This is a genomic window from Priestia megaterium (assembly GCF_009497655.1).
Classification (GTDB): Bacteria; Bacillota; Bacilli; order Bacillales; family Bacillaceae_H; genus Priestia; species Priestia zanthoxyli.
In genome coordinates this window covers 3024261-3050168 of sequence record NZ_CP023317.1, presented here as the reverse complement: position 1 = coordinate 3050168, position 25908 = coordinate 3024261, and the positions used below count along the sequence as shown (strand labels likewise).

General features: G+C 38.7%; 32 protein-coding genes. 18 read left to right on the top strand and 14 right to left on the bottom strand.

All coding sequences use genetic code 11. The features are described 5' to 3' along the window. Positions 1–11: 11 nt before the first annotated feature. Both CEQ83_RS15405 and CEQ83_RS15400 read right to left on the bottom strand, forming a co-directional pair. Entirely contained in the window at positions 12–1121 is a 1110-nt protein-coding gene (locus CEQ83_RS15405; protein ID WP_028414409.1) for a GerAB/ArcD/ProY family transporter, read from the bottom strand. Positions 1122–1136: 15 nt separating this feature from the next. Further along, positions 1137–1370: a hypothetical protein gene (locus tag CEQ83_RS15400; protein WP_028414408.1), complete on the bottom strand. Its 234-nt coding sequence runs from the start codon at positions 1368–1370 to the stop codon at positions 1137–1139. Positions 1371–1592: 222 nt separating this feature from the next. Here CEQ83_RS15400 and CEQ83_RS15395 point away from each other — a divergent pair, with 222 nt between their 5' ends. The 4 genes from CEQ83_RS15395 (at position 1593) to CEQ83_RS15380 (ending at position 3133) form a co-directional block, all read left to right on the top strand. Further along, positions 1593–1865 (top strand): hypothetical protein, encoded by a 273-nt coding sequence (locus CEQ83_RS15395; RefSeq protein WP_028414407.1) that lies wholly within the window; start codon positions 1593–1595, stop codon positions 1863–1865. A gap of 84 nt (positions 1866–1949) precedes the next feature. Continuing rightward, positions 1950–2141, top strand: coding sequence for a hypothetical protein (locus CEQ83_RS15390; protein ID WP_099000336.1), 192 nt, complete (start codon positions 1950–1952; stop codon positions 2139–2141). Between the two features lie 42 nt (positions 2142–2183). Further along, on the top strand, positions 2184–2555 hold the full coding sequence (locus tag CEQ83_RS15385; RefSeq protein WP_028414406.1) for a hypothetical protein: 372 nt from the start codon (positions 2184–2186) through the stop codon (positions 2553–2555). Positions 2556–2599: 44 nt separating this feature from the next. Continuing rightward, positions 2600–3133 carry a GNAT family N-acetyltransferase gene (locus tag CEQ83_RS15380; protein WP_033580571.1) on the top strand — a complete coding sequence of 178 codons (534 nt, stop codon included), beginning with the start codon at positions 2600–2602 and terminating at the stop codon, positions 3131–3133. 128 nt (positions 3134–3261) lie between these two features. On the opposite strand, the gene CEQ83_RS15375 is transcribed toward CEQ83_RS15380, so the two are convergent. Further along, the gene (locus CEQ83_RS15375) at positions 3262–4011 is read right to left on the bottom strand and encodes a MerR family transcriptional regulator (RefSeq protein ID WP_028414404.1); all 750 of its coding nucleotides are present in this window, start codon (positions 4009–4011) and stop codon (positions 3262–3264) included. A 158-nt stretch (positions 4012–4169) separates the two neighbouring features. Between CEQ83_RS15375 and CEQ83_RS15370 the strand changes: the two genes are divergently transcribed. Continuing rightward, positions 4170–4622 (top strand): MarR family winged helix-turn-helix transcriptional regulator, encoded by a 453-nt coding sequence (locus tag CEQ83_RS15370; RefSeq protein WP_013057798.1) that lies wholly within the window; start codon positions 4170–4172, stop codon positions 4620–4622. Between the two features lie 22 nt (positions 4623–4644). Continuing rightward, positions 4645–6252 (top strand): MDR family MFS transporter, encoded by a 1608-nt coding sequence (locus CEQ83_RS15365; protein ID WP_028414403.1) that lies wholly within the window; start codon positions 4645–4647, stop codon positions 6250–6252. A 35-nt stretch (positions 6253–6287) separates the two neighbouring features. Here CEQ83_RS15365 and CEQ83_RS27115 read toward each other — a convergent pair whose 3' ends face one another. Together CEQ83_RS27115 and CEQ83_RS15360 are read right to left on the bottom strand one after the other, a co-directional pair. Beyond that, positions 6288–6440 (bottom strand): hypothetical protein, encoded by a 153-nt coding sequence (locus CEQ83_RS27115; protein ID WP_165573525.1) that lies wholly within the window; start codon positions 6438–6440, stop codon positions 6288–6290. A gap of 25 nt (positions 6441–6465) precedes the next feature. After that, complete coding sequence (locus CEQ83_RS15360) at positions 6466–6648, bottom strand: YolD-like family protein (protein ID WP_013083869.1); 183 nt, start codon at positions 6646–6648, stop codon at positions 6466–6468. Between the two features lie 618 nt (positions 6649–7266). Between CEQ83_RS15360 and CEQ83_RS15355 the strand changes: the two genes are divergently transcribed. Continuing rightward, positions 7267–9075, top strand: coding sequence for an assimilatory sulfite reductase (NADPH) flavoprotein subunit (locus tag CEQ83_RS15355; RefSeq protein WP_099331124.1), 1809 nt, complete (start codon positions 7267–7269; stop codon positions 9073–9075). 22 nt (positions 9076–9097) lie between these two features. Then, entirely contained in the window at positions 9098–10819 is a 1722-nt protein-coding gene (gene cysI / locus CEQ83_RS15350) for an assimilatory sulfite reductase (NADPH) hemoprotein subunit (protein WP_099000333.1), read from the top strand. A gap of 49 nt (positions 10820–10868) precedes the next feature. Here cysI and CEQ83_RS15345 read toward each other — a convergent pair whose 3' ends face one another. After that, positions 10869–11135 (bottom strand): hypothetical protein, encoded by a 267-nt coding sequence (locus CEQ83_RS15345; protein ID WP_028414399.1) that lies wholly within the window; start codon positions 11133–11135, stop codon positions 10869–10871. A gap of 199 nt (positions 11136–11334) precedes the next feature. Between CEQ83_RS15345 and CEQ83_RS15340 the strand changes: the two genes are divergently transcribed. Next, complete coding sequence (locus CEQ83_RS15340; RefSeq protein WP_028414398.1) at positions 11335–12084, top strand: SDR family NAD(P)-dependent oxidoreductase; 750 nt, start codon at positions 11335–11337, stop codon at positions 12082–12084. A gap of 41 nt (positions 12085–12125) precedes the next feature. Here the strand turns inward: CEQ83_RS15340 and CEQ83_RS15335 are convergent, their stop codons facing one another. Both CEQ83_RS15335 and CEQ83_RS15330 read right to left on the bottom strand, forming a co-directional pair. Then, positions 12126–12656, bottom strand: a complete 531-nt coding sequence (locus tag CEQ83_RS15335; RefSeq protein ID WP_028414397.1) for a GNAT family N-acetyltransferase — start codon at positions 12654–12656, stop codon at positions 12126–12128. Positions 12657–12892: 236 nt separating this feature from the next. Next, positions 12893–13897, bottom strand: coding sequence for a DUF3231 family protein (locus tag CEQ83_RS15330; protein WP_034270240.1), 1005 nt, complete (start codon positions 13895–13897; stop codon positions 12893–12895). Between the two features lie 318 nt (positions 13898–14215). On the opposite strand from CEQ83_RS15330, the gene CEQ83_RS15325 reads away from it, so the two are divergent. From CEQ83_RS15325 to CEQ83_RS15300, 6 genes are all read left to right on the top strand, one after another. Further along, the gene (locus CEQ83_RS15325) at positions 14216–15010 is read left to right on the top strand and encodes an AAC(3) family N-acetyltransferase (RefSeq protein WP_028414395.1); all 795 of its coding nucleotides are present in this window, start codon (positions 14216–14218) and stop codon (positions 15008–15010) included. A 270-nt stretch (positions 15011–15280) separates the two neighbouring features. Beyond that, entirely contained in the window at positions 15281–16513 is a 1233-nt protein-coding gene (locus tag CEQ83_RS15320) for an NADP-dependent malic enzyme (protein ID WP_014459372.1), read from the top strand. A 163-nt stretch (positions 16514–16676) separates the two neighbouring features. After that, complete coding sequence (locus CEQ83_RS15315; RefSeq protein ID WP_013057785.1) at positions 16677–16982, top strand: antibiotic biosynthesis monooxygenase family protein; 306 nt, start codon at positions 16677–16679, stop codon at positions 16980–16982. Beyond that, entirely contained in the window at positions 16979–17344 is a 366-nt protein-coding gene (locus tag CEQ83_RS15310; RefSeq protein ID WP_025751140.1) for a hypothetical protein, read from the top strand. Before CEQ83_RS15315 ends, CEQ83_RS15310 begins: the two co-directional genes overlap by 4 nt. A gap of 189 nt (positions 17345–17533) precedes the next feature. Next, positions 17534–18178: a hypothetical protein gene (locus CEQ83_RS15305; protein WP_155017380.1), complete on the top strand. Its 645-nt coding sequence runs from the start codon at positions 17534–17536 to the stop codon at positions 18176–18178. 99 nt (positions 18179–18277) lie between these two features. Then, a complete protein-coding gene (locus tag CEQ83_RS15300) occupies positions 18278–18697 on the top strand; it encodes an Rrf2 family transcriptional regulator (protein ID WP_155017379.1) in 420 nt (139 codons plus the stop codon). A gap of 30 nt (positions 18698–18727) precedes the next feature. On the opposite strand, the gene CEQ83_RS15295 is transcribed toward CEQ83_RS15300, so the two are convergent. The 5 genes from CEQ83_RS15295 to CEQ83_RS15275 form a co-directional block, all read right to left on the bottom strand. Continuing rightward, positions 18728–20350: a glutamate/serine transporter AimA gene (locus CEQ83_RS15295; protein ID WP_155017378.1), complete on the bottom strand. Its 1623-nt coding sequence runs from the start codon at positions 20348–20350 to the stop codon at positions 18728–18730. 401 nt (positions 20351–20751) lie between these two features. Continuing rightward, complete coding sequence (locus CEQ83_RS15290) at positions 20752–21207, bottom strand: hypothetical protein (RefSeq protein WP_028414391.1); 456 nt, start codon at positions 21205–21207, stop codon at positions 20752–20754. 238 nt (positions 21208–21445) lie between these two features. Beyond that, complete coding sequence (locus CEQ83_RS15285) at positions 21446–21898, bottom strand: DMT family transporter (protein ID WP_013057779.1); 453 nt, start codon at positions 21896–21898, stop codon at positions 21446–21448. A 12-nt stretch (positions 21899–21910) separates the two neighbouring features. Then, the gene (locus tag CEQ83_RS15280) at positions 21911–22339 is read right to left on the bottom strand and encodes a DMT family transporter (protein WP_028409192.1); all 429 of its coding nucleotides are present in this window, start codon (positions 22337–22339) and stop codon (positions 21911–21913) included. Between the two features lie 70 nt (positions 22340–22409). Then, a complete protein-coding gene (locus tag CEQ83_RS15275; RefSeq protein WP_013083854.1) occupies positions 22410–22724 on the bottom strand; it encodes an ArsR/SmtB family transcription factor in 315 nt (104 codons plus the stop codon). Between the two features lie 295 nt (positions 22725–23019). On the opposite strand from CEQ83_RS15275, the gene CEQ83_RS15270 reads away from it, so the two are divergent. The 3 genes from CEQ83_RS15270 (at position 23020) to CEQ83_RS15265 (ending at position 25491) form a co-directional block, all read left to right on the top strand. Continuing rightward, positions 23020–24510: an MFS transporter gene (locus tag CEQ83_RS15270; protein ID WP_028414389.1), complete on the top strand. Its 1491-nt coding sequence runs from the start codon at positions 23020–23022 to the stop codon at positions 24508–24510. A 286-nt stretch (positions 24511–24796) separates the two neighbouring features. Then, complete coding sequence (locus tag CEQ83_RS27110) at positions 24797–24967, top strand: hypothetical protein (protein WP_013083852.1); 171 nt, start codon at positions 24797–24799, stop codon at positions 24965–24967. Positions 24968–25098: 131 nt separating this feature from the next. Continuing rightward, positions 25099–25491, top strand: a complete 393-nt coding sequence (locus tag CEQ83_RS15265) for a hypothetical protein (RefSeq protein WP_028414388.1) — start codon at positions 25099–25101, stop codon at positions 25489–25491. Between the two features lie 23 nt (positions 25492–25514). On the opposite strand, the gene CEQ83_RS15260 is transcribed toward CEQ83_RS15265, so the two are convergent. After that, complete coding sequence (locus tag CEQ83_RS15260) at positions 25515–25871, bottom strand: helix-turn-helix domain-containing protein (RefSeq protein ID WP_028414387.1); 357 nt, start codon at positions 25869–25871, stop codon at positions 25515–25517. Between the last annotated feature and the right edge of the window lie 37 nt (positions 25872–25908).

Sequence of the window (25908 nt, the reverse complement as noted above, 5' to 3'; positions counted from 1 at the left end):
TCAATTTCTTTTTATTTCGATAAAGACGCCGAATGCTTTACGCGAATTTTCCCAACTATTAATAATCCAAGAGGGTAAAATAGTCCAAATAACAGACTGTATGGAATCCACGTATCTCTGTCCCACGTTTGTTCATAGGGAATGCTTGGATACACGATAAGTGAAAATGTAACGGCAATAATGCCTAGCGGAAGAGTTAAAATTCGGTAGTTTTTTAATTCAAGAATTTGAGCGAGTCCGGAAACGGTCGCATAATAGTAGAGAGACGTTTTGAAATAAAGAGATAAAAACCACATAATGGCCATGATTACTTCAATATTTTTCAGAAAATCGGCAACTTCGATACGCCTTGCAAGCTCATAGCTTGGATATAAAGCGATACGTGTATACGTATTTCCAAGTACAAGAATGCCAAGTAATAAAATAATAATCATAATGCCTCCGCCGATTAAGCTTCCTGTAAAAAAAGCGCGGTTCCGCTGATCAGGTTCCCCTACGTGAGCAGGGAAAACGGTCAGCAATACAATAAAAGTGAGAGACGTAATACTTGTAAAGACCAGAATAGATCTAATAATAGGCTTAACGCCTACCTCTAACAAAGGCTGTAAATTCTCATAATGAATTTGAGGGAAGATCGAAAAAACTAAGATTAAAAACGGAATAACAAACCAAGGAAAGAGAATTTCAGCACAGCGGGCAATCGTTTCAATGCCAAGACGAACGCCGACAATCACAATTCCCATAAACAAAATATGAACAGCAAGCATAGGCGTTTGAATAATAATGCGAGTTGTTAGAAATGAGCCCACGTAAAACAAAACTTGACTGCAAAAAAGAAGAGTAGAAGCGACAAATAAAAGAGAGACAAACTTTCCTAGCCACTTGCCTAAAATGGCTTCGTTTAGTTCTACAAGGGTTTTATTCGGATAAAGGCTAGAAAGTTTGATATACATCCATACAAGAAAAACGCCTACACCTACGCCTAAAATGGCTGGAATCCATGCCTCTTGTTTAGAATCAGCCGTTAAGCTTCCAGGTACGACTAAAATAGTGTCGCCTAAACTATAAAAAATCACGAGTATTCGAAACTGTGCTGCGGATAATTTTATCTGACTATGCACGTTGTTCACTTCCTTTTACTTCAACAGACTGAACAAAAAATCACTAAAAGGTTTTAATAAAAAAGCAATGCCGTCTCCAGGGTTAGGGATTTCCACACCGCCATATTTTAAACTAACAATTAAAATACTTACTGTGAACAAACTCCAAAAAATTCGCTTTTCTCTTTGACTGTTCACTTTTTTTAAATAAGGTATTTCTACTAAACAAACAGCTGCACAAAGTAAAAAAATCCCTAAAAATATAAGCATGTATCAACCTCAATTAGTAACCCTTCAAAAATAATGAAGGGATGTTAAAGACGCCTGTGTTTCAAAAATAGTATCACCCAAAATGGCTTCATTTATGAAAAGTAAGACTAAAGGCAGTGCAAAACCGTGTTATAATGACCAAGTTGAGCGTTATAATAGAGAAAAAACAGCATGATTACAAACAAGTAGATACATAACAAGGTAAGGGTGGGAGAGAGATAGATGGCAGACGAATTCAAAAAAATGCTAGATGACAAAGAAAAGGTACAGCTTATGATCGCCGCCGTTGTCATGCTCGGAGGCCTGGTCGTTTTGTTAAAAAGCGTTGCAACGGGTCAGGCAATGGGCCAAAAATGGCTAGAAAGTAAAGGGAATGTAGACACAGATCTGTATGTTGAAACGGTAAAAAGCTACATACACCTGTATCAAATTGTGGGTGGCGTGATGTTTGGAGGAGGCCTTCTCACGTTACTTCGTGCTAAGCTAAAGAAATAAAGCGGCAGCAAAATAAAAGATCATAGTCCAAAAGAAGTGTCATATCTTTTTAATAACTTAAAAAATAGTGAAAAGGAGTTATGTATGAATAATGAAGAAAATACACCGGCTTATCATCTGTTTATGATGATAGGAGCGCTTGCTATGCTGATTTTTGGTGTTGTCGGTTTCTTTATTCAGTATCCTGCTACGTTAAGTTTTGTGATGTGCATTGGCGGAAGCATCATATTTTTGCTGCATTTAGTTGAATATATGAAACCTAAAAATGAACTATAGCATCTTCAAACGAGGAAATCTAGAAGCAAAGGAAGATGAGAAATGCAGAAACATCGTACGTACGAAACGCTAGTTGATCTTTATCAAAAAAGCGCAAAAATTCATTATGAAATCGATTATCGAGATAAACAATCTGTAAAAAAAGGAAACCGAGCTGCAGAAGATATGAAAAAAATTGCGCAGCTCATTCATTTATACTATCCAGGCATGCTCTTTGAATTTTCAACACTGCTGACGAATCCTACTTATCGAATTGACCTATGGGCTGCACATCATATTTTAGAAATTATGAGCTATTCACCAATGCTTGAGGACAACGCGCTTTCCGTCATTGAACGCTACGCCGACGAAAATGATTTTACGGCTTTAGGGAATCGCATGTGGTTAGGTCAGTGGAGAGAAAAACAGCGCTAAAACCCATATAGGCAAACAAGAATAACTAAAAGGAAGATAGATATATGAGTTTACGTACATTAAAGAATGGTATAGGCGTCACCATTCGAGAAGCAGAATCAAAAGACGCAGAGAAAATGATTGCTTTTTACAATCGAGTGGGAGGAGAAAGTGATTTTCTTTCATTTGGAGAAGGGGAGTTTCTTAGACCAGTTTCAGAGTATGAAGTGTTTTTAGCTTCTGTAAAACAAGAGCAAAACTCTCTTATAGTCGTGACTGAAAAAGAAGAAGAAATCATTAGTATTGCATCCATCACCTCGTCTCAAAACCCGCGTAATAAGCATGTGGGTACCCTTGGTATCGTGGTAGAGAATGCTTATAGCGGGCTAGGGCTAGGAAGACAGCTAATGATTGAGCTGATTGAATGGGCACGTATGAATAAACAAACAAAAAAAATCGAACTTGTAACGCGAGAAGATAATCAAAGAGCTATTTCTTTATACAAACAGCTAGGGTTTCAAACAGAAGGATTAAAAGAAAAAGACACCTATATAAATGGCGTCTACTATAATACAATGCTTATGGGTCTTCACTTATAAAAAGAGGCTGAGACAAAAGTATGTTAAGTGAATGCAAATCCGAACGATGAATCGTTCGGATTTTTCCATTGTGGTGATGAACGTAGGCTTCATATAATTGATGTAGTTATATCTCAATCTCTTTTGATTTATTGTTTTTTAGCATCAGCAAATGTACTCATCGCCTCGTTCATGAATTTCGCTAATCCTTTTCCGTAGCGATCGATGTTGGCTGTAAACCGCTCATCTTGTACATACATCTCTCCAAGACCTTTAAAGGCTTCTAACGAATACGTTCCAAAGTTCTTATTTAAAAATTGATACCATTGGTCAATGGCTTTTTGAGCTTCTGTAGAGGATGGTGACAGATCACGCAGAGAAGCTAAGTGAGTGTAGATACTTTCCCATTCGTTTGACATGCGCTGCTGTTCTTCATGTGAAAAGCTTTGTACTTTTTCATTCGCTTCATCTACGCGCTGATTTCCCCAGCGCTTCCGGGCTTCTTCTTCGTATGGGTTATGCGAAAAATCCAGCCCTTTAAACCGCTCTTTTTCGTTCATTTCAATCGCTCCTTTTTCATATTGAATCGTTTTATTAATGGTTGCAATCATTTGATCGAGCCGACTGCGTTTTTCAATCAGCATGTTTTTTTGCAGTATCAACGCTTCTGTGCGATTAAATGTTGGGTCTGTTATAATCTCCTGAATTTGTTTTAAAGGGAAGCCAAGTTCTTTAAAAAATAATATTTGCTGAAGCATATCAAGATTAGCCGGTGAATAAAGCCGGTAGCCGGATTCACTGACAGCATCAGGTTTTAATAGCCCGATTTCATCATAGTGATGCAGCGTGCGGACGCTGATTCCTACTAAGTCAGCCACTTCTTTTACTTTTCTGTTCATTCTTTCATCTCCCTTCTGAAATCTACTATAAAATATAACGCAGCGTAAGGGTCAACACTAAAAAAGAAATAATTGACTTTTAGTTTATATGCATTTATAGTTAATTAGCATTAACTATTTATAACATGAAATAAATAAGCAAGCCTGGAGGAATAGATGTGACAAAAAGCAATCAGTATCTTGGGGAGATTCGTTCATCGCTTCAAGTGCTATTTGAAAAAATGCAGCCCGAAATGATGGAGAGCCTTAATGAGCATGAGATGACTCCTACGCAATTATTTGTTCTTTCTTATTTAAAGAAAGTAGGGAGCAGTAAGGTTTCTCAAATTGCAGAGCTAATGGATGTAAAACCGAGCGCCGTGACTCTTTTAGTGGATCGTCTTGAACAGCACAATTTTGTTGTAAGAGAACACAATAAAGAAGACAGAAGAGTTGTTGACATTACCTTAACGGAGTTTGGGCATCGCAAACTTGAAGACGTGCTAAATGGTCGAAAAGCCATTATGGACCGCTACCTTTTGCATCTAACAGAAGAAGAGCTTTCCATGATGGCTTCTATTACGAAAAAGCTTGCAACATCAGCTGCTTCTTATAAAGATAAGCAGCAGTAACAAAAAAGAGGAGAGACACACGATGGAAAATCAAAAAAATTCAAAGCGCACGCTTTTATTAATTGGGTTAATTATTGCGATGTTCTTTTCTGCACTTGATGGAACCATTGTCGGAACAGCTATGCCAAGAATCGTAGGAGATCTTGGTGGTTTAAGCATGATGACATGGCTGACAACAGCCTATTTATTAACGTCAACAACGGTTGTTCCGATTGCAGGAAAGCTCGCTGATTTAGTAGGACGCAGAGTAATTTATGTTACAGGACTTATTATTTTTATGGTGGCTTCTGCTTTATGCGGGATGGCAAATAACATGACAGAGCTTATTTTATTCCGTGCATTACAAGGAATTGGCGGCGGCGTTATGATGCCGATGGCAATGATTGTAATCGGCGATTTATTTACAGGAAAAGCACGAGCAAAGTTTCAAGGAGTATTCGGAGGAATTTACGGTCTTGCTTCTGTCATCGGTCCGCAAATTGGCGGATGGATTGTTGATTCACTGAACTGGAAATGGGTGTTTTACATTAACTTGCCGGTAGGGATACTCGCTACCGTTTTTATTGCGCTCGGACTTCAAGGAAAAAAACATACAGGACCTGTTAAATTCGATGTAGCTGGTATGTTCACAATGGTTATCGGAGTAGTAAGCTTGCTTCTTGCCCTGAGTTTTGGAGGAAAAGACTACGACTGGAACTCTTGGCAGATTATTAGTTTGTTTGCACTTGCTATTGCTGGGATTATAAGCTTTATTATTGTGGAAACGAAAGCTAAAGAACCAATTCTTCCGATGTATTTATTTAAGAACCGAACGTTTACGCTTTTAAACATCATAGGCTTTTTTATGAGCATTGGCATGTTCGGAGCTATTACATTTGTTCCGTTCTTTATGCAAGGAATCGTTGGAGTAAGCGCCTCAGAATCAGGTACCATTATGACACCGATGATGATTTCAATGATTGTAACAAGTATTATTGGAGGACAGCTTGTTTATAAAGTTGGAATCAAACCTCAAATCGTTACGGGTATGCTCATTATGGCAGGAGGGTTCTTCTTGTTAACAACATTAGACCTTCATACTAGCAAGCTTGTTGCCACTTCTTATATGGCCATAATCGGTTTAGGAATGGGGCTTGTGATGCCAATTTTAACGCTTGCTCTTCAAGAAAGCTTTTCAAAAGAAGAGCTCGGTGTTGTTACATCATCAAGTCAATTTTTCCGTTCAATTGGAGGAACGTTCGGTATTACCATTTTAGGAGCGATAATGAACGCCAAATCAGGTACGCTTCTTACTGACAAACTCGTTCCATATTTAAACTCATTGCCTGCTCAAGCAAGCGCTTTTGCCGACGGGTTCAAAAAAGCGATTGATACGAATCCTGAAAGTGTGCTGCAGATGCTGTTTAGTCCTGAGGCGCTAAAGAGTATTCCAGCTGCGCTTTCAGACAGCATTGTGCCTATTTTGAAGACCTCGCTAATGAGCGCATTGCACAGCGTCTTTTTCATGGGCTTAGCTTTTATTATTTTAGGAGCGGTATGCACATTGTTCTTAAGACAGATCAAGCTTTCAAATAAAAAAGCCGAAGAAAAACCAGAAGAAGGCATTGCTGAAGTAGAGCCATCACATTAAAAAAAGCGCACAAATTTGTGCGCTTTTTTTCTATATTAACTAGTTGTTTCATTAGGCTTGCGAAGAAAAGGGGATTGTTTAGACGTGTCATACGAAATTTGATCAAGCAAATACGATAAATATAAGTTCAGTTCAAACCGATCTTCCGTCACAAAATCTGTAAGCGCTTGCTTATTATCTTTCCACATAGTAATTCCTCCTTAATTTTACATACTAATGAATGGATTTAATATCAGAAAGCAAAAGGGAAACAACGGCTTCATTTTCGTCTTTTACGGATAGAATTTGCTGATGGAGATTTAAGTTGTGCACGCGGCCTTTGCACGTTTGCAACGTTCCATCTTTATAGTAAGAAACAGTTATCGTCCCACTTTTCGTTAATTCTCGTAAAAACATTCAAGAAGCCTCCTTAAAAAAGATTACCTGATTAAAAGCCAGTCCTTTCATTTGAGATGAGCAAAAGGGAACGGTATGTACTGCAGGCTTCCCTTTATATTCTTCAATGTGTATGAATAGATCGAATAAAAGGTTGCTAGCTCACCTATAAACTGTCCTAAATTTCAGAATATACTGTCTTTTACGTATAGTGTTTTTTAAAAGGATTAATGTTACATTTATTATGTAACATTCTGATGAGAAAGAAAACCTTTTCTACAAAACTTCTCTAAAAATTACAAAATATTCATATTCGTGTGAAGGATGTAGAATGAGCAGATATGGAAGTAACTGCATTTACAAAAAGACGTAACGACAGCTTCAATTATTAATGATCTTAATACTATCTATCAATTATATGTATTTTACTAATTTATTCTTCTCCGATAAAATGCAGGTAGACGAATTTGATAAGAATTTTCTAATGATTTATATAATTAAATTTGATATAATCTATAGGAATAATAATGTATGAAGGGAAACATCATTGATTAATTAGACACAGGTATTACATGTTGTTGAAGATGATTCGTAAAAGCATACATATTTAAATTATATATTTTTGTGAGGTGGACAGTGTTGCAACTTAAGGTAGTAAACAGCCCTTTTAATCAAGAACAAGCAGATTTGCTTAATCGCCTTCTGCCGACATTAACAGAAGCACAAAAAATGTGGTTGAGTGGTTATTTAACAGCATCTCAATCTACGTCTGCCGAAGGAACGCCAGACGTTTCTACAGCAGCGCCTGCTCAAGCGGAGCAGACGATTTCAAAAGACGTAACGATTCTTTACGGATCACAGACAGGAAATGCTCAAGGTCTTGCTGAAAATACAGGCAAAACGCTTGAAGCAAAAGGTTTTAATGTAACTGTATCTTCTATGAATGATTTCAAACCAAATACTTTAAAGAAACTTGAAAATTTATTAATTGTTGTAAGTACACATGGAGAAGGAGAGCCGCCTGATAACGCGCTATCTTTCCACGAATTTCTTCACGGCCGTCGAGCGCCAAAGCTTGAAAATTTCCGTTTTTCTGTCTTGTCGCTTGGAGACAGCTCATACGAATTTTTCTGTCAAACAGGGAAAGAATTTGATGTGCGCTTAGCAGAACTTGGCGGTGAAAGACTGTATCCGCGCGTTGACTGTGATTTAGATTTTGAAGAGCCCGCAAATAAATGGCTTAAAGGTGTTATTGACGGATTAAGCGAAGCGAAAGGACACAGCGCTTCGGCAGCTGTTCCGGCGGAAGCTCCTGCAGGAACTTCGCCGTACTCAAGAACAAATCCTTTTAAAGCAGAAGTGCTTGAGAACTTAAACTTGAACGGCCGCGGATCAAATAAAGAAACGCGACACTTAGAACTATCTCTAGAAGGTTCAGGTTTGACGTATGAACCAGGAGACAGTTTAGGTATTTATCCTGAAAATGATCCTGAGCTTGTTGATCTTCTTCTTAACGAATTCAAGTGGGATGCAAGTGAAAGTGTAACGGTTAATAAAGAAGGAGAAACGCGTCCTCTTAGAGAAGCGCTAACCTCTAATTTTGAAATTACCGTGTTAACAAAACCGCTTTTAAAGCAAGCAGCTGAGCTTACTGGAAATGATAAATTAAAAGCGCTTGTAGAAAATCGCGAGGAATTAAAAGCATACACACAAGGCCGTGATGTAATTGACTTAGTTCGTGACTTCGGCCCATGGAACGTATCAGCACAAGAGTTTGTAGCTATTTTACGCAAAATGCCAGCGCGCCTTTATTCAATTGCAAGCAGCTTGTCAGCAAATCCTGACGAAGTTCATCTAACAATTGGAGCAGTACGTTACGAAGCGCATGGACGCGAGCGTAAAGGTGTTTGTTCAGTCCTATGTTCAGAACGTTTGCAGCCAGGTGATACGATTCCTGTATACCTTCAAAGCAATAAAAACTTTAAGCTTCCTCAAAACCAAGAAACGCCGATTATTATGGTGGGACCTGGTACAGGTGTGGCTCCGTTCCGCTCATTTATGCAAGAGCGTGAAGAAACAGGAGCAAAAGGTAAGTCATGGATGTTCTTTGGAGATCAGCACTTTGTAACAGACTTCCTTTACCAAACAGAGTGGCAAAAGTGGTTAAAAGACGGCGTGCTAACGAAAATGGACGTGGCGTTTTCACGCGATACTGAAGAAAAAGTATACGTACAAAACCGTATGCTTGAACATAGTAAAGAATTATTCCAGTGGTTAGAAGAAGGCGCATTTTTTTATGTGTGCGGAGATAAAACAAATATGGCACGCGACGTGCACAACACGCTAGTTGAAATTGTTGAAACAGAAGGCAAGATGAGCCGCGAAGAGGCGGAAGCTTACCTTGCTGAAATGAAGAAACAAAAACGTTATCAGCGTGATGTATACTGAGGATTGAAAGGAGATTTTCAACATGGTAAACAAAATTTTAAAAGCGCCCGAAGGTCCTCCAAGTGACGTTGAGCGCATAAAAGATGAAAGTAATTATTTACGCGGTACATTAGGAGAAACAATGCTAGACCGCATCAGCTCAGGTATTTCTGAAGACGATAATCGTTTGATGAAGTTCCACGGAAGCTACTTACAAGATGATCGAGATCTTCGTAATGAACGTCAAAAACAAAAGCTAGAGCCAGCTTACCAATTCATGCTTCGCGTTCGTACGCCAGGCGGTGTTTCAACACCAGAACAGTGGCTAGTGATGGATGATTTAGCACAAAAATACGGAAATGGAACGTTAAAGCTGACAACTCGTCAGGCGTTCCAAATGCACGGAATTTTAAAGTGGAACATGAAGAAAACGATTCAAGAAATTCATGCTTCTTTATTAGACACAATTGCAGCTTGCGGAGATGTAAACCGTAACGTAATGTGCAATCCGAATCCATATCAGTCAGAAGTGCACGCTGAAGTATTCGAATGGTCAAAAAAATTAAGTGATTATTTATTGCCTCGTACAAGAGCGTACCACGAACTTTGGCTAGATGAAGAGAAAGTAATTAGCACACCGGAAGTGGAAGAAGAAGTGGAACCAATGTATGGTCCGCTCTATTTGCCAAGAAAGTTCAAAATTGGCGTAGCTGTGCCACCTTCTAACGATATTGACGTGTATTCACAAGACCTTGGCTTTATTGCCATTTTAGAAGACGAAAAACTTGTTGGATTTAACGTAGCAATCGGCGGCGGTATGGGTATGACGCACGGGGATAAAGCAACTTACCCTCAGCTTGCAAAAGTGATTGGCTTCTGCCGACCTGACCAAATTCTAGAAGTAGCGGAAAAAATCATTACGATTCAACGTGATTACGGAAACCGCTCTGTGCGTAAAAACGCGCGTTTTAAATACACGGTTGATCGTCTTGGATTAGAAACGGTAAAAGAAGAGCTTGAAAACCGTCTGGGCTGGAGCTTAGACGAAGCAAAATCTTATCACTTTGATCATAACGGAGACCGCTACGGCTGGGAAAAAGGTGTGAAAGGAAAATGGCACTTTACTCTTTTTGTTCAAGGTGGACGTATTGCTGACTTTGAAGACTATAAGCTTATGACGGGTCTTCGTGAAATTGCAAAAGTTCATAGCGGTGATTTCCGTTTAACGGCCAATCAAAATTTAATTATCGCGAACGTATCCACTCAAAAGAAAAAGCAAATTAGTGACTTGATTGAACAGTATGGATTAACAGACGGCAAGCATTATTCGGCTCTTCGCCGCAGCTCATTAGCTTGCGTATCGCTTCCGACTTGCGGGCTTGCGATGGCAGAAGCTGAGCGTTATCTTCCAGTTCTTCTTGAGAAAATTGAAGCAATTGTAGATGAAAACGGTCTTCGTGATAAAGAAATCACGATTCGTATGACGGGCTGTCCTAACGGCTGTGCACGTCCTGCTTTAGGTGAAATTGCTTTTATTGGTAAAGCACCGGGTAAATACAATATGTATCTTGGAGCAGCATTTGATGGCAGCCGCTTAAGCAAAATGTATCGTGAAAATATCAGTGAAGAAGAAATTTTAAATGAACTGCGCGTCTTACTTCCTCGCTATGCAAAAGAAAGAGAAGAAGGCGAGCACTTTGGTGACTTTGTCATCCGCGCTGGAGTAATTGAAGCTGTAACAGACGGCACGAATTTCCACGCATAATACGTATGACGGGACTTTTCTAACTTACAGAAAAGTCCCTTTTTCTATTTTAGTATTCTCTAATAAATACAGCTACTCCAAATACCCCTAATCTTTCAGCAGTAATTTGTTCAAAGCCGTTGTCAAGTAAACAATGAGCTGCAGTGCGGTAGCGCTGACCTTGAGCTAATGAGCCTCCGCAAGGATTTGCGCGGCCAATTACCGTTGCTTCTACGATGGTACGAGGAGCTTGTCTATCCAAAGGATTTCGCTCCCACAGAATTGTCACCACATCCGGAGGACGCGGAATAGATACATTACCCGTGTGTTCATGCATAGCCATCACCTCCTTACCCTATAGTAAATGCAAAAAATCACAGACTGCTTGTACACACGCTGATTTTTAGTAAAAAAGGCGTTTGGCCATGCCTAACTTAACCAATTTCATAGCAATGAGGTGATGAATAGAAACGGCTGGTAGAAAAAAAGAATGCTATAATGTAAAAGAAAGGAATTTTTATCAAGGAGGGAGAAACATGCAGCAAAAACGAGTAGCGGTTATTACAGGGGGAGCAAGCGGAATTGGCAAAGAAACTGCCTTAAAGTTTGCGCAAAAAGGAGACGCCGTGGTCATTGGTGATTATGATGAAGGGAAAGGCAAAGAGACTCTTCAAAAAATTGAAGAAGCGGGAGGCCACGCTTTATTTGTGCAAACGGACGTCACCAAGTTTGAAGAAGTGGAAGCACTGATTGAGAAAACGGTGAATACATTTGGACGAATTGATGTGATGTTTAACAATGCAGGGATAGGACGTCCTACATCTATTTTAGATCAAGACTTAGAAGAATATCACCGTATTATTAATGTGAATCAGCACGGCGTTACATATGGGATTATGGCAGCAGGCAGGAAAATGAGAGAGTTAGGTATTAAAGGTGTCATTATCAATACGGCCTCTATTTTTAGCTTCTTAGCCTCACCCGGAACGTATGCTTATCATGCAACAAAAGGAGCTGTTGTGATGATGACAAAATCAGCTGCGCTAGATCTCGCTAAATACGGTATTCGCGTCGTCGCCGTTGCGCCAGGATTTGTTGATACGCCTATTATTCAAGGCTATAAAGACAACGGTATGATTGAAGGAATGAAAGCGAAAACAATGAGCAGAGAGCTCACTAATCCAAAACAAATTGCAGATATGGTTTATTTGCTGTCCTTAGAAGAAGCGGGAGCTGTAAACGGCAGTGTCATAATGGCTGATGATGGGTATGCGGCGTTTAAATAAAACGAAAAAGGATTCTTTTCTTAAAAAGAATCCTTTTTTTATTATGTAGGAGGCAGGGAGCTATAAACAAGCGTATCGTAAGCTTTTCCGTTTTGATACATATAGTTTTTTAACACTCCTTCTTGTTGAAACCCGAGCTTTTCAAGCACGTGCTGAGATGCCTTGTTTTCAAGAAACACAACAGCTCCAATCCGCACTAGCTGAAGGGTATCAAATCCATAAGCCATAACAGCCGAAGCAGCTTCCGAAGCATAGCCGTGACTCCAGTGCTGAGGGTGTAGCTCATAGCCAATTTCCGCGCGCTTATGCTTTTGGTTCCACTGATTCAATCCAACTGTCCCGATTAGTTCCCCCGTATCGAGCCGTTCGATTCCCCAGCGCAAACCTTTTTGATTTCTGTAGTTTTCAGCAAAAATATCAATCAGCACCAAAGCTTCTTGGAAAGTTGTGAATTTTTCTTGCCCGTAATATTTGATAACTTCTTCCTGAGAAAAGCAGTCGAAAATAGTATCTGCATCCGCTTCTGTTATTTCACGCAGTTTAGTGCGAGGTGTAGAAAGAATAGGAAACATATTTTTCTCCTTTCTATTTTATATAGAAAGATTTCGGCAGCTTGGAAAAAATCCCTTTTATTTTATTTTTCTGTTATAAATTAAGTAGAGATATGAGCTAAATGACTAGGAAAAAGATAGGAACAGCTTCTAAATAACGCAAACATTTGTTACGTGCTAGCACTAAAAACAGTATACTAAAAAAACAAAAAGAGCTAGCTGTACGTAGAGCAGCTAGCTTTCCTGTAGCAAAGAACCTATTTCTTGGTTAACTGATTGCGATCTTCAATTTGAGGAGGCTCTTCAAGCCATCCGTTTTGAATCATAATTTTTCCGCCTTCTTTTGCAAAAAAGTAAATGTCTTTAGCCAGCTGCAGCATTTTGAGCGGCAAATCACTTCTTAAGCTAAAAGCACCCCCTAAAGCATTGCTTCCTAGGCCAAAGGTGCTTAGAAGACTGGTGTTGTACATCATTAATTTATCTGAAAAAGGAGAAACAGTTGAGCTTGTTGCTTTTCCGGCATGGGTAGCAGGAGGCTCTATATAGCTATGACGTAAAATATCTCCGAGTTCTGTTTCAATTTTTTTTGATAGCTTCATCCCGCTGACAAAATGCTGCTGTGCCTCTTTGTTGCCAGCTGCTTGAGCAAAGCCAATCATCAGCTGCATTCCGACAAGGTTTGTATCAACGGCATGTTGAATAAGCGACACTTCAATTGTATTAAGAGATCTTTTTTCACTAAGCCAACTTAGCCCGCCGATATAATTTTGTTCGTGGACAAACCGAACTTCTTTTGGCATCGAAACGTAAGGAGGCTTTGCAATGACGCCGGTTTCTAATAATATCTGAGTGGATTGATTGTATATGTTCTGCGATTCTGATGTTGCATTTACAAAAAAACTCCGTATATCTTCCCGGTAGGACATCGTTGAATGCAAAGCAAATAGGCCTGTTTCAATCTGAGACATTAAGCGTACGTACATGATTTCAAACATGGAGTCGAATAGTTTCGGCACTCCTAGGTTTACATCATGTTTAGTAAATCCTAAAGGAATAACCGCACCTTCGTTCTCTAAAATTTCTTTGATTTGCTCTGTAATATTTAATGAGCGGCTATAATACAGCTCAAAAAGCTCTTTATGATCTTCTTTACCTTCAAGACAATATTCTAAAAACCTCGAAATCATCGTTTTTTCTTGATAAGTCATCCATAAGTTAGCGAGCTCCGAGGACGTGAGCGGCGGAAGTTTTGATGTGCTCATTGTACACATTCCTCCTGAAAATAGTGATATGTAAATATGTATAGCTTCCTTAGTATTTCTTTTATTTATAGGAATATTCTTCTTTTTACTTTACTGAAAAAGATTCATTAGCTGTTATTATAGTAAGATAGTTGAAGGAAATAAAACTTACCAACAAGTCAGTTGTATGATAACTGATATGAATAAAACTAAGTTTTTCTATTACTTTAAATAATTTGACAATTGGTGTTATTCTTACTATTATGGAAACATAAGTTTTACATATATTTCTAGAGTTCAGCAACACATTCTAGCAGCACTATAAGTAAGGAGCTTACGATGAAGCACATTGTCCAAGCAACAGATCATCCTAGAACGAAAGAGACGTTAAAAGAAGATTTATGCAGGTTAGGCATCACACAAGGGATGACTATCATGGTTCATTCTTCACTATCTTCATTAGGGTGGGTAAACGGAGGTTCAGTAGCCGTTGTTCAAGCTTTAATGGAGACAGTGACAGAGGAAGGAACGATCGTTATGCCGTCACAGTCGGTCGATCTTTCGGATCCATCAGAATGGGGCAATCCGGCTGTGCCAAAAGAGTGGTGGGAAAATATTCGGGAAACGATGCCTGCATATGATCCAGCCCACACGCCAACAAGCGGGATGGGACAAATCGTGGAAACTTTTCGAACATATCCTGGCGTAAGAAGAAGCAGCCATCCAATGTATTCATTCGCCGCTTGGGGAAAGGACAGCGAAGACATCTTAAGAGATCATCCCCTTGAATTTAGTTTAGGCGAAAATTCTCCTCTTGAAAGGCTTTACAAAAAACATGCCTTTGTTTTATTATTAGGTGTCGGGTTTGGGAATAATACTTCTTTTCATCTAGCAGAATATCGGATTCCATATCGAAATGTGATTCAAAAAGGATCTCCAGTTATAGATTCAGGAAAGCGAGTATGGAAGACGTATAAAGAATTAGAGTTTCGAGAAGGGCTGTTTGAAGAGATAGGTGAAGCGTTTATTGAAGCAAAAGGAATAAAAGCTGAAAAAATTGGTTCAGCACGTGCATACTTCTTTTCAATGCCTAAAGCCGTCGATTTTGCTGAAACGTATTTGAAAGCGCTATAGTGAACGGTTGTATATTTTCTAAGTTGTCTGTATATCAGACAACTTGAAGTGAGACAAACAAGAGTTGCCGACACGTCTAGACTTTATATTAACAAAGCGCAGCAGTGGTTTAAGCAAGATAGTTTACTTTTTATGTTTCTTGTTTCATAATGGCACTTGTCTGTGAATTTATTCAGTCAGGTTGTCTTACAATTATGGAGATAAAAAGCAAGTGTTAAATAAATTCATTAAAAAATTTAAATGTATAGAAAAAAAGGAGAGAATACAATTATGTCACTACGTGATCAAGCACTACATATGCATCAAGAAAAACAAGGTAAGTTAGAAGTTAAATCAAAAGTTGAAGTTCAAAACGCTCAAGATTTAAGCTTAGCTTACTCTCCGGGAGTAGCAGAACCTTGTAAAGAAATTCATGAACATCCAGAAACGGTGTATGATTACACAATGAAAGGAAACATGGTCGGCGTTGTGACAAATGGTACTGCTGTTCTTGGTCTTGGAAACATCGGACCTGCGGCTTCACTTCCCGTTATGGAAGGAAAAGCAATTTTATTTAAAAGCTTTGCAGGCGTAGATGCATTCCCAATTGCACTTGATACAACAGATACAGATAAAATTGTTGAAACTGTGAAATTAATGGCTCATACATTCGGAGGCATTAACTTAGAAGATATCGCAGCTCCACAGTGCTTTGAAATTGAAGAGCGCCTGAAAAAAGAAGTAGATATTCCTGTGTTCCATGATGATCAGCACGGTACAGCAATCGTAACGGTAGCAGGACTTGTAAATGCATTAAAAATTGTAAACAAATCAATGGAAGACTTAAAAATCGTCTTAAACGGAGCAGGAGCTGCCGGCATTGCTATTACAAAACTTCTTTATTCTTACGGCGTACGTGACATGATCATGTGTGATACAAGAGGTGCTATTTATGAAGGCCGCCCTCAAGGTATGAACAAAGTGAAAGCTGAAGTGGCTTCTTATACAAATGTAAACAAAGAAAGCGGTACGCTAAGCGATGTAATTAAAGGCGCAGATGTATTTATCGGCGTATCTGCAGCAGATGCATTATCTCAAGAGATGGTTAAATCAATGAATGAAGATGCAATTATCTTTGCGATGGCAAATCCTAATCCCGAAATCAAGCCAGACGCTGCAAAAGAAGCAGGAGCGGCTGTTATTGGAACAGGTCGTTCAGACTTCCCTAACCAAGTAAATAACGTTCTTGCATTCCCTGGAATTTTCCGCGGTGCGTTAGACGTTCGCGCTACTCATATTAACGAAGAAATGAAAAAAGCTGCTGTTGAAGCAATTGCAGCCCTTATTACAGAAGAAGAGCTAAACGCAGATTACGTGATCCCTGGACCATTTGATCCTCGCGTAGCACCAGCTGTAGCGGAGTCTGTAGCAAAAGCAGCAATGGATTCAGGCGTTGCCCGTATTACAATTGATCCAGCACGTGTAAAAACACATACAGAACAATTAACAAAAATCGAAAACTAATAACGGATAAAAAAGCCCTTTGAAACAGCGTTTCAAAGGGCTTTTAGGTTAAAGACCTGCTGTAACCCCAGTGAAATCTAAACGTAACACCATTTCATCTCCTATATGATGTACAATAAAGAGAAAAGAACCCAGGTTTTGTATCATAAAGGGAGGAACCAAGATGTACACCGTATTTTCAACATTTAATGTACCGGATGAAAAAGCTGAAGAAGTGATTGGAATTTATAAAAATCGTTCAAAATCAGTCGACGAGGCTCCAGGATTTGTAGACTTTCTACTTCTTCAAAACGATAAGCGAGCAGGGGAGCTCACCGTTCAGCTTACATTTGATACGAAAGAGAATTATTTAAGCTGGGTACGAAGCGAAGATTTCAAGCGTATTCATGATTTAGAGAAAAAGTACCCTGATCAAGAACTGGCAGCCGTCATCCCAAAAGTTTCTCAGTACAAAGTGGTGGCACGATGAGTTCACTTCCCGTTAATAAGATCGTCGAAAGAGTAACGGAGAAAATCTACGAGTTAGAACCTTCTTTGCTCGAAAAATTCGGAGAGCGCGGCAAAGAAAGATGCCATGAAGATAATCATTATCATATGAAGTATCTCGAGACAACATATAAGTTAGACAACCTGCAAATTTTTACGGACTATGCCTTATGGTTAAACAATTTACTCACAAGCCGAGGCATGAAAACACAGCATATTATTGATAATTTTAATTTTATACAAGAAGCGCTGTTTGAACTAGATAATTACGGTGATAAACAAGTACAGGCGTATGTGACTTACTTAGAAGAAGCGAATCATATATTGAAGCAACAGCAGCTTTAAAAAGAAGCTAGGACCAAAGTGTTTTAGTTGAAAGAAAATCCGAACGCGTTTGATTCTTGATAAAGAATTCAACCCGTTCGGATTTTTTCATTGGTAGGGTGAACGTAGGTTTCCTGGATGTCGTTATGTTTCATTTTTTGTTTTACATATGTATAAAGGTGGAAATAAAAAAGAAAAAGGAGAATACATATGCAAAAACAGCTAACAAAAGGAATCCTGTCCTTAGTCACTCTCTGTATGATTGGAAGTGCGGCAGCCTGTTCAGGTGAACCGGCTAACAAGACAAAATCAGACAATCATAAAGCAGAGGAAAAACCAATTGAAGACCGTCAAGAATTGATAAAGCTACAGCAGTATTCCAATGACCCAGACATTAAAAAGGGGAAAGAAGAAGATTTTGACTTGATCGGTACGTTAAAAAAAGACGCTAAAAAAGAAATGACGCTGAGTATTGATGATCAACTTGTTAAAGTACCAAAGAGCTCTGGGATGGAAGTGGAAGGCTCACAGCTAAAAGATATGCTTAATAAAGAAGTAGAAGCTGAGATTGACGCAGCTACACAAGAAGCAATTAGTATTGAATTAACTCCAAAAGCAAAAGCAGATAAAGATGGCGTGTACGAACAAGATGGAAACGAACGTAAAGTTGTGGGTATTTTTATAGAAGAAAGTAACAAACATATAACGGTAAAAGTTCCAAACGGCAAAAAAACGTATCAAAAAAGCACTGACTTTGAAAAAGAAGAAAAAGGCAGTTTAAAAGAAAAGACAGTATACCTTGAAATCAACTCAGCTAACGAAGTAGAAAGTATAGAAAAAGAAGACCGTGAATAAATAAAGCTACAGTTCTTCTTTCCTTCCTTGCTCTCTTGACTTTTTGAACTGTGTCACTTAACGTTACAGTAGAGAAAGAAAAAAGGTGGTTTATGGAAGATGAACAGTGAATTTACCATTGCCGTGCACAGCTTAGTGTTCCTAGCAAATTTACCAGATCACCGGGCAAGCAGTGAATCGATTGCTTATAACATCTGTACCAATCCTGCACGGGTTCGGAAAACAATGAGTACACTCAGAAAAAACAACTTGGTTCGGACAAAAGAAGGGCTAGGCGGCGGTTATACTTTAGGCTGCAGCCCTGCTGAAATAAGTCTTGGGCTGATTTACCGAGTTGTATCGACAGGAACGTTGAAGCCTCACTGGTGCAGCGGCGACCCTGACGCTGACTGTATTGTGAAATCAAACATTCAAACAGTTATGGACGACATTTTCACGGAAAGTGAGCAAAGCGTAATCAGGCATCTAGATCAAATTACGATCGAAGACGTGCTGAAAAAAGTTAGAACTGCTCACTAAGAAGCACCTTGCTTATGCAAGGTGCTTTTGTTATGACTCTTTAGAAGCTGCTGTTTCATTCACTGCTGCTTTTAAGTCGTCATTTACTTTTCTTCCATTCTCTAAATACTCTGTTTTGAAGCCGCTTTTTAAAGCCCATGTGTAGAAGAGAAGAGAAACAACAACAATAATTCCCATATCCCATCCATATTTAATAACATTAAGGCCTCCAAACTTTTCGCTTCCAAGCCATGAAATAGTCATCATACAAAGTAAGTATACAACCATCCATACGCCGCCTTTGAAGTTCTGTCGAGAGCCTTTCCATTTAGCCTTTGCTTGATAATAAAAATAAATAGGAAGGCCGATTAAAATAATAAACAAAACTTGTCCAGTTAGCGGCCAGCGCGCCCAATATAGCGTTAAAGAAGCAAAAATAAAACCAAGCGGCGCAATGATGCTTAATCCTTTTAAACGAAGGGGACGATATAAATCGCTGCCAGTTCGTCTTAGCGTCATAACCGTAACAGGACCTGTAATGTAAGAGATAAGCGTAGCGACTGAAATAATTTCAGCAAGCACGCCCCAGCCCCGAAATAAAAACAAAAAGACAAGAGCAACAGCTAAGTTAAAAAACATGGCCTGACGCGGAACACCATAAATCGGATGAAGGCGTCCTAGGACACTTGGCAAATATTTATTTTGTTCCATACCATAAATCATTCGAGCAGTAGTAGCTGTATACGTAATACCTGTTCCAGATGGTGAAACAAACGCATCTGCATACAGGACAATGACAAGCCAGTTAATGTTAAGGGCAATGGCTAAATCTGCAAACGGAGAGTTAAAGTTTAAATGACTCCATCCCTTCGCAATATCAGAAGGATTTACAGCCCCGATAAAAGCAATTTGTAGAAGCAAATAAATGACTGTAGCAACTAAAATTGAGCCTACTACCGCAATCGGAATAGAGCGGCCCGGATTTTTCGCTTCTCCCGCCATATTAATAGGGCTTTGAAAACCGTTAAAAGCAAACACAATCCCAGACGTAGCAACTGCTGTAAGCACGCTAGCCCAGCCGTTTGGTGCGATGCTGCTTCCAGAAGTGAAGTTCTCGCCGTGAAAGCCTACAAATAAAAGTGCTCCGATTGTAAGTCCCGGTATAACAATTTTAAAAATAGTAATTAACGAGTTGGCTTTGGAAAATAGTCCAACTGTCCAATAATTCAGTAAAAAGTAAATAATCAATAGCACAGTAGCGATAGCTAATCCTTCGCCAGTTAACGTTCCTTTTTCTACGAGGTGGCTTGTCCACTGTGCCCACTTCCAAGGCCACGAACTCATATACTGTACAGAAGCTACTGCTTCGACTGGAATAACGGATACAATCGCAATCCAGTTTGCCCAAGCAGCAATAAAACCAATAAACGAACCGTGTGAGTACTGCGTATACTTGACCATCCCGCCGGCTTCGGGAAACATGGATCCTAATTCACTGTAAGAAAGTGCAATAAATAAAATAACGACCATTCCAATGACCCATGATAAAATAGCAGCCGGCCCTGCAATTTGAGCTGCTCGCCACGCTCCAAATAACCAGCCGGAACCAATAATTGATCCAAGTCCCGTCATGGTTAACGCGAATGTTCCCATTCTTCGATGTAAATTGTTCATCTGACTAACACCTTTCATGTAAAATAAGTCTTTCGTTTAAACGTTGTTGCTTTATTATTATTATTCTGAAATCTTTAGCTGTCAACTTTTGTCGTTACATGCAGTTCTTAATACCTATTGATTTCCAGTTATGCAGGACAGCTATCCTCAACCTTTCTGTCATAGCAATTAAAGCGCTTTACTTTCTTTTTCATCCTACAAGAAACCCTACAGAAATAGATAAAAACCGACAAAAAGTTATCAAGTTCGTATCTTATGCACTAGCAATATGAAAAAATTAGGGGATAAGTGGTAGTTATATTCCCTAAAATTGTGAAGAGAAAACACACTTCATAATAAAGCCCCTTTTGAATAGCGGAATAAATACCTTCAAAAGGGGTAAGAATTGGCTTTTTGAGCCTTTATCTTTCTTGATGTTTATACTCGAGTAATTTTACGACGTTTTCTACATCATTTTCAGCAGAAAGATCGTTGATATTCACTTTGTAAATAAGCGTATCCGTTGCAAAGAATTCATCTTCTCCCTCAGGTTTTACTTTCAAGTTTAAGATTTTTACCCGCACAATATGAGTGAACTTACCGCCTTTACCTGGCTGTATTTCACCCATTTGTATTCCGATATCATCTTTTTTAATCGGGCGAACTTTTACTTTTTTATGCTGTTTACCGTACACCTTCTCATAATGAGAAGTAATATCTTGATGTACCCAAGGTTCAAGAGATTGATAAATAAAATCTTTTACAACAGGCTGACTTACGTGTGATTCTATATTTTCTTCTGGTATATTTTCTTCTGCGGAAATGGAAAGCGTAAAACAAAAAAAGACAAATGCTGCTAAAAACAAAAATTTTCCCACGAAAAAACCCACCTTACCTGTTCGTTTATGTAGCTGATTTTCTAGATCTGCATCTTTATCTTTTGAACAAAGGCATGAAGGTATGCACAGTTTTTTGTGAAATTCACCTGATTAAAAACCAATTTCGTTTAAATAAAATATGTTCTAAATAATTGATTGAAAATTCAAACGTGGTTTACGTACAAAAATAGCCAAGTGCGCCTTTACATAGGGACACTTGGCTATTTTCATGAATATTTTATGCTGCTGTTTTCTTATTGCCTTTGAAAATAAAATAAAGAGCTAATAACATAAATGCTACACCAATCCAGCGGGATAGATCAAAGGGTACTTCTTTGCTTCCAAACCAGCCAAAATGGTCGATAATCATACTTGCAAATAACTGACCGATAACAGTTGAAATATTAGCTGCTGTTACGCCAATTTTAGGAACGGCTAAAACGGTTAGAAACAAATAAGATGCTCCGAATAAAGCGCAAGTAAGCTGCCATTTAGGGACATCAAAAACAGAGAGAATGTTTCCTTGTCCAAAGAAGACCACGACAATCGTTAAAATCATGGCACCTGTTGCAAAGGTTAAAAAAGCTGTTTCAAACGTACCTGTTTTTTTACTTAAAGTACCGTTAATAGAAGACTGAGCGCTTAGCGTTAATCCTCCTATTAAGGTAAGTATCACCATCAATAAACTCATTGTAAAACCCTCCTAGAAAATAAGTACAAGCGCAATTCCCATACATACAATAGCCATTACGCGTTCTTTGTTAATTTTAATTTTGCTGCTGCCAAGCCAACCAAAATGCTCAATGATCATGCTTGTAATCATTTGGCCCACAATAACCGCAACCATTGAAACGCCAATTCCGATAAAGGGGATACTAATCACTAGAATCGTTAAATAAACCGTACCTAATAATCCACCGGTTAAATTCCACTTAGGCGCTTTTAAGACGTAAGGTAAATCTCCCTTTCCAGCAAATAAAGTGGTCAGACCTAAAATGAGCGTTCCCATGATAAAAATATAATAACTGCTTTCAAGTTTTCCAACTGTTTTTCCGAGTTCTCCGGCAATGGCGCCTTCCATACTTAAAGCAGCGCCGCCTAAAACCGCAACTAAATAAACCAACAACTTCACGTTTATCACTCCAATATTTCTTTATATTTGTATATCTAGAAAAATAGATATAATGAGTGAAAAAAACTCGTTAAAGTTTTTTTCGTAAGAATGAAGAAAGCTCTTGAAGCGTCTCTTCGTTTCGGCGATAGTATGTCCATTGACCGTGCCGAATTGACTCTAACAAACCTGCTTTTTGCATCATGGAAAGATAGCTGGATACTGTTGACTGAGACAGCTGAGCTTTTTCTTGAATATCTCCCACGCAAACACCGCCTCTGCTGCTGACCTCCTTAGGCAAATGTGCTTGTTTGTCTTTAAAATGCTTTTCAGGTTCTTTTAACCACTCTAATATATTTAATCGAGTTTCATTAGATAATGCTTTAAAGATATCAATAGGTTTCATACTTATTATTTTATTCGTCACAGCTCAGATGTCAAATGTTCAAGTTTGCATTTTATAGCTAAATAACTAGCAATGGGTTGAATTATAACAGCTGTGAACAAAAAGTCAACTTATAATAGGGTATAAAGAAGAACGTTTTATCCAGCTGCTTTTCTATTTATATAAGTAGAAAGTATCTTATTTTTGTGAGTAGAACAGATGACATATCCCTTATTTTTTAAGGGATAGTTTAGTAAAATAGAAAAAAGTGAATAACAAAAGAAGCTAGTCTATTTACTCAGGGGGAGGGCTGCATATGCAAGGGAAAACAAAACAAGTGCGCTTTCGTAATATGGTAGCGTATGGATTTGGGGATTTATTTGGCGGAGGATCCTTTTTTATTATCGGCACATTATTTATGGTTTTTTTAACGGATGTAGTCGGGCTTTCTCCTGTAGAAGCAGGAACGATTGTAGCTCTTGGAAAAGTGTGGGATGCTTTGTTAGATCCAACCATTGGGTACATATCTGATCATCTTCAGACAAAAAAAGGACGAAGAAGAGTCTTTTTTCTTTTTGGAATCATTCCAGTTGCCATCACGTTCAGTATGCTGTGGATTCCTATTGAAGGCTCACATATGTTTAAATACTCCTATTTTATCTTAGCCTATCTTTTATTCAACACGGCGTTTGGTATGGTGATGGTTCCTTACAACACGCTAGCAGCAGAAATGACGACAGATTATAGTATTCGTTCGAAAATGACGGGAATACGCATGGTCTTTTCACAAGGGGCTTCATTTTTAGGTGCTTTTTTCCCGAAACGAATCATTGATGCGTTTCCAGGTGGACAAGGATATTTAATCATGGGCATTATCTTTGGTCTTCTTTTTGCTCTTCCATGGATTTTTGTCTACAAGGGAACATGGGATAGCGGAGAAGTAGTGGAACGAAAAAAGAAAAACGGATTTTGGTTAGAATTTAAGCAGCTGTTTATCAGTTTTGGAAGTGCATTTAAAAACAAGTCGTTTAACGTGTACCTTGCCATGTATTTAGCATCTTACATTGCAATGGATGTATTTAATGCTCTTTTCTTTTATTTTATTGCCTATTACATGCTGCGCGAAGCGATCTATGCAGATACCCTGAGCTTTGTGCAAATTACACAAGTGCTATTTATTCCTCTTGTTACGTACATAGCCATTAAGTTAGGAAATAAATTAACCTATAACTTCAGCATGGTCATTTGGGGAACGGGCATTATTTTATTCAGTTTCCTAACAACAGATAGCTCGTTAGTTCTTATTTACTTAGCGGCATTTTTTTTAGGAAGCGGTCATTCGGGAGCGATCATGATTCCATGGAATGTACTGCCATTTGTATCAGATGTAGATGAGATGATTACGACAAAAAGACGAGAAGGCGTGTATGCAGGGCTGATGTCATTTATTCGAAAATCGTCTCAGGCGCTTGCGATTTTTCTTGTTGGTATTGCCTTAAAGAATATTGGCTATGTACCAAATGCCGAGCAGTCAGCGTCTACGCTAGCCGGCTTACAAAAGCTGTTCATGATTGTACCTGCTATTTTAATTCTCATGGGAATTATAGCAACCATATGGTTTAAAATAAGTCCGAAAAATCACAAAATTTTATTAGCTGAAATTGAAAGAAGAAAAAAGGGGGGGCCGGCGACCGCCGTTACTCCTGAAGCGAAAGCGGTTTGTGAAAGTTTAACGGGCTATAAATACGAACAGCTTTGGAAAGACGTAACCATTTCAAAAGAAATTCGAGATAAAACGGTTGTTTAGCCTTTAGATTCACGAAAAAAAGTAAAATTTTTAGCGCGAGGATTCGCTAATTATATCCAATAAGAAACTTCCTCTGACGTATTGCCTTTTAACAACAATAGAAATTCTCCTGCCTATCGACTCATTTTTTAGGTGAATTTTAGAAAGGAAGAATTTCTTGCCATCAAAGATGTGCAATTTGGCACGTCTTGATAGGGTGGATTGTACAATTTATAATGAAACTATAAACTAACCACAGGCGCTTTCAAGGCGCAGGTATAAATTAGAAAAAAGGAAGGTACAGTTTATGCCAATTCGATATGTTTGTCCACAATGCCAAGGAGCCGGTAAGAAATTTGGATTGATAAAGTGCAAAGTGTGCAACGGCGAAGGAAACATCATCATGTCTTCTAATGAGCCAGATCCAACTAAAAATAAAAAATTAAAATCATCTTCTAAACAAGATAAAGCAATGTAGGCTATTGCTAATAAAGGTATGTATGAACCCCGCTTTTCTACAAAAAAGCGGGGTTTTCTGCTAGACAGACGAACGCTTTTCTTATGATACAATAAAATAATAGATAGGGAACCGAAAGAAGGGGGAAATAGATGGAATACACCGCAAAACAATTTACGCCGCAGTTAGAAAAGCATATACATAAGGTTGAAAGGTCTATGCAAGAACTTCTTAAATCCATATATGAACAATATAAAGAAGCTTTTGAAAAAAAGGGGATGGAGATCTCTGTAGATGTGATCCGTGAAGGGGAAAATCCTTTTCACCCTGGTTATCACGCCACTATTCAAGTGGGTATTTTAGAAAAAGATGAGTTTTTAGATGGTCTTTTTATTCCTATCTGGCACTGTGTACGCACATTTTTGGGCATTCGTTCTTCGAAGAAGCTCCCAGGCAGCAAGATAACCGGAGAGCTGATGGAAGAAACAGAAGAGGAAATAACAAAAGAAGTAGTAGCCTATTTAGACATGCAGCTAGAAGATTAGAAGCAACCTGCTTCTAATCTTCTTTAAATTGAAGAAGGTGCAGTTTCTTTTTCAATTTGTCTTTTAGCACGAATAAAGGCCGTCAGCTGCTGAATTTCTTCTTGAGATAGTTCCGCACCGTCGACCGTAATTCTATGAGTCTGAGGCGATGTTAATTCGATGGGTGCATCTGAAGGAGAATGAGGTTCCTTTTCCTTACCTAGCAAGTAGTCTGTTGATGTATCAAATAGTTCTGCGATTGTAACGAGTGCTTCAAGAGAAGGACGACGATAACCAGATTCGTATCCTGCGTAGGTGCTTTTAGCAATTTCAAGCTGGTCAGCTGTATATTGAAGAGACCATTTTTTTTCTTTCCTGAGTTGAGCTAATCTGCTTAACATTCATGACGCTCCTTTGTAGGTGTAGTATGTAAAAAAC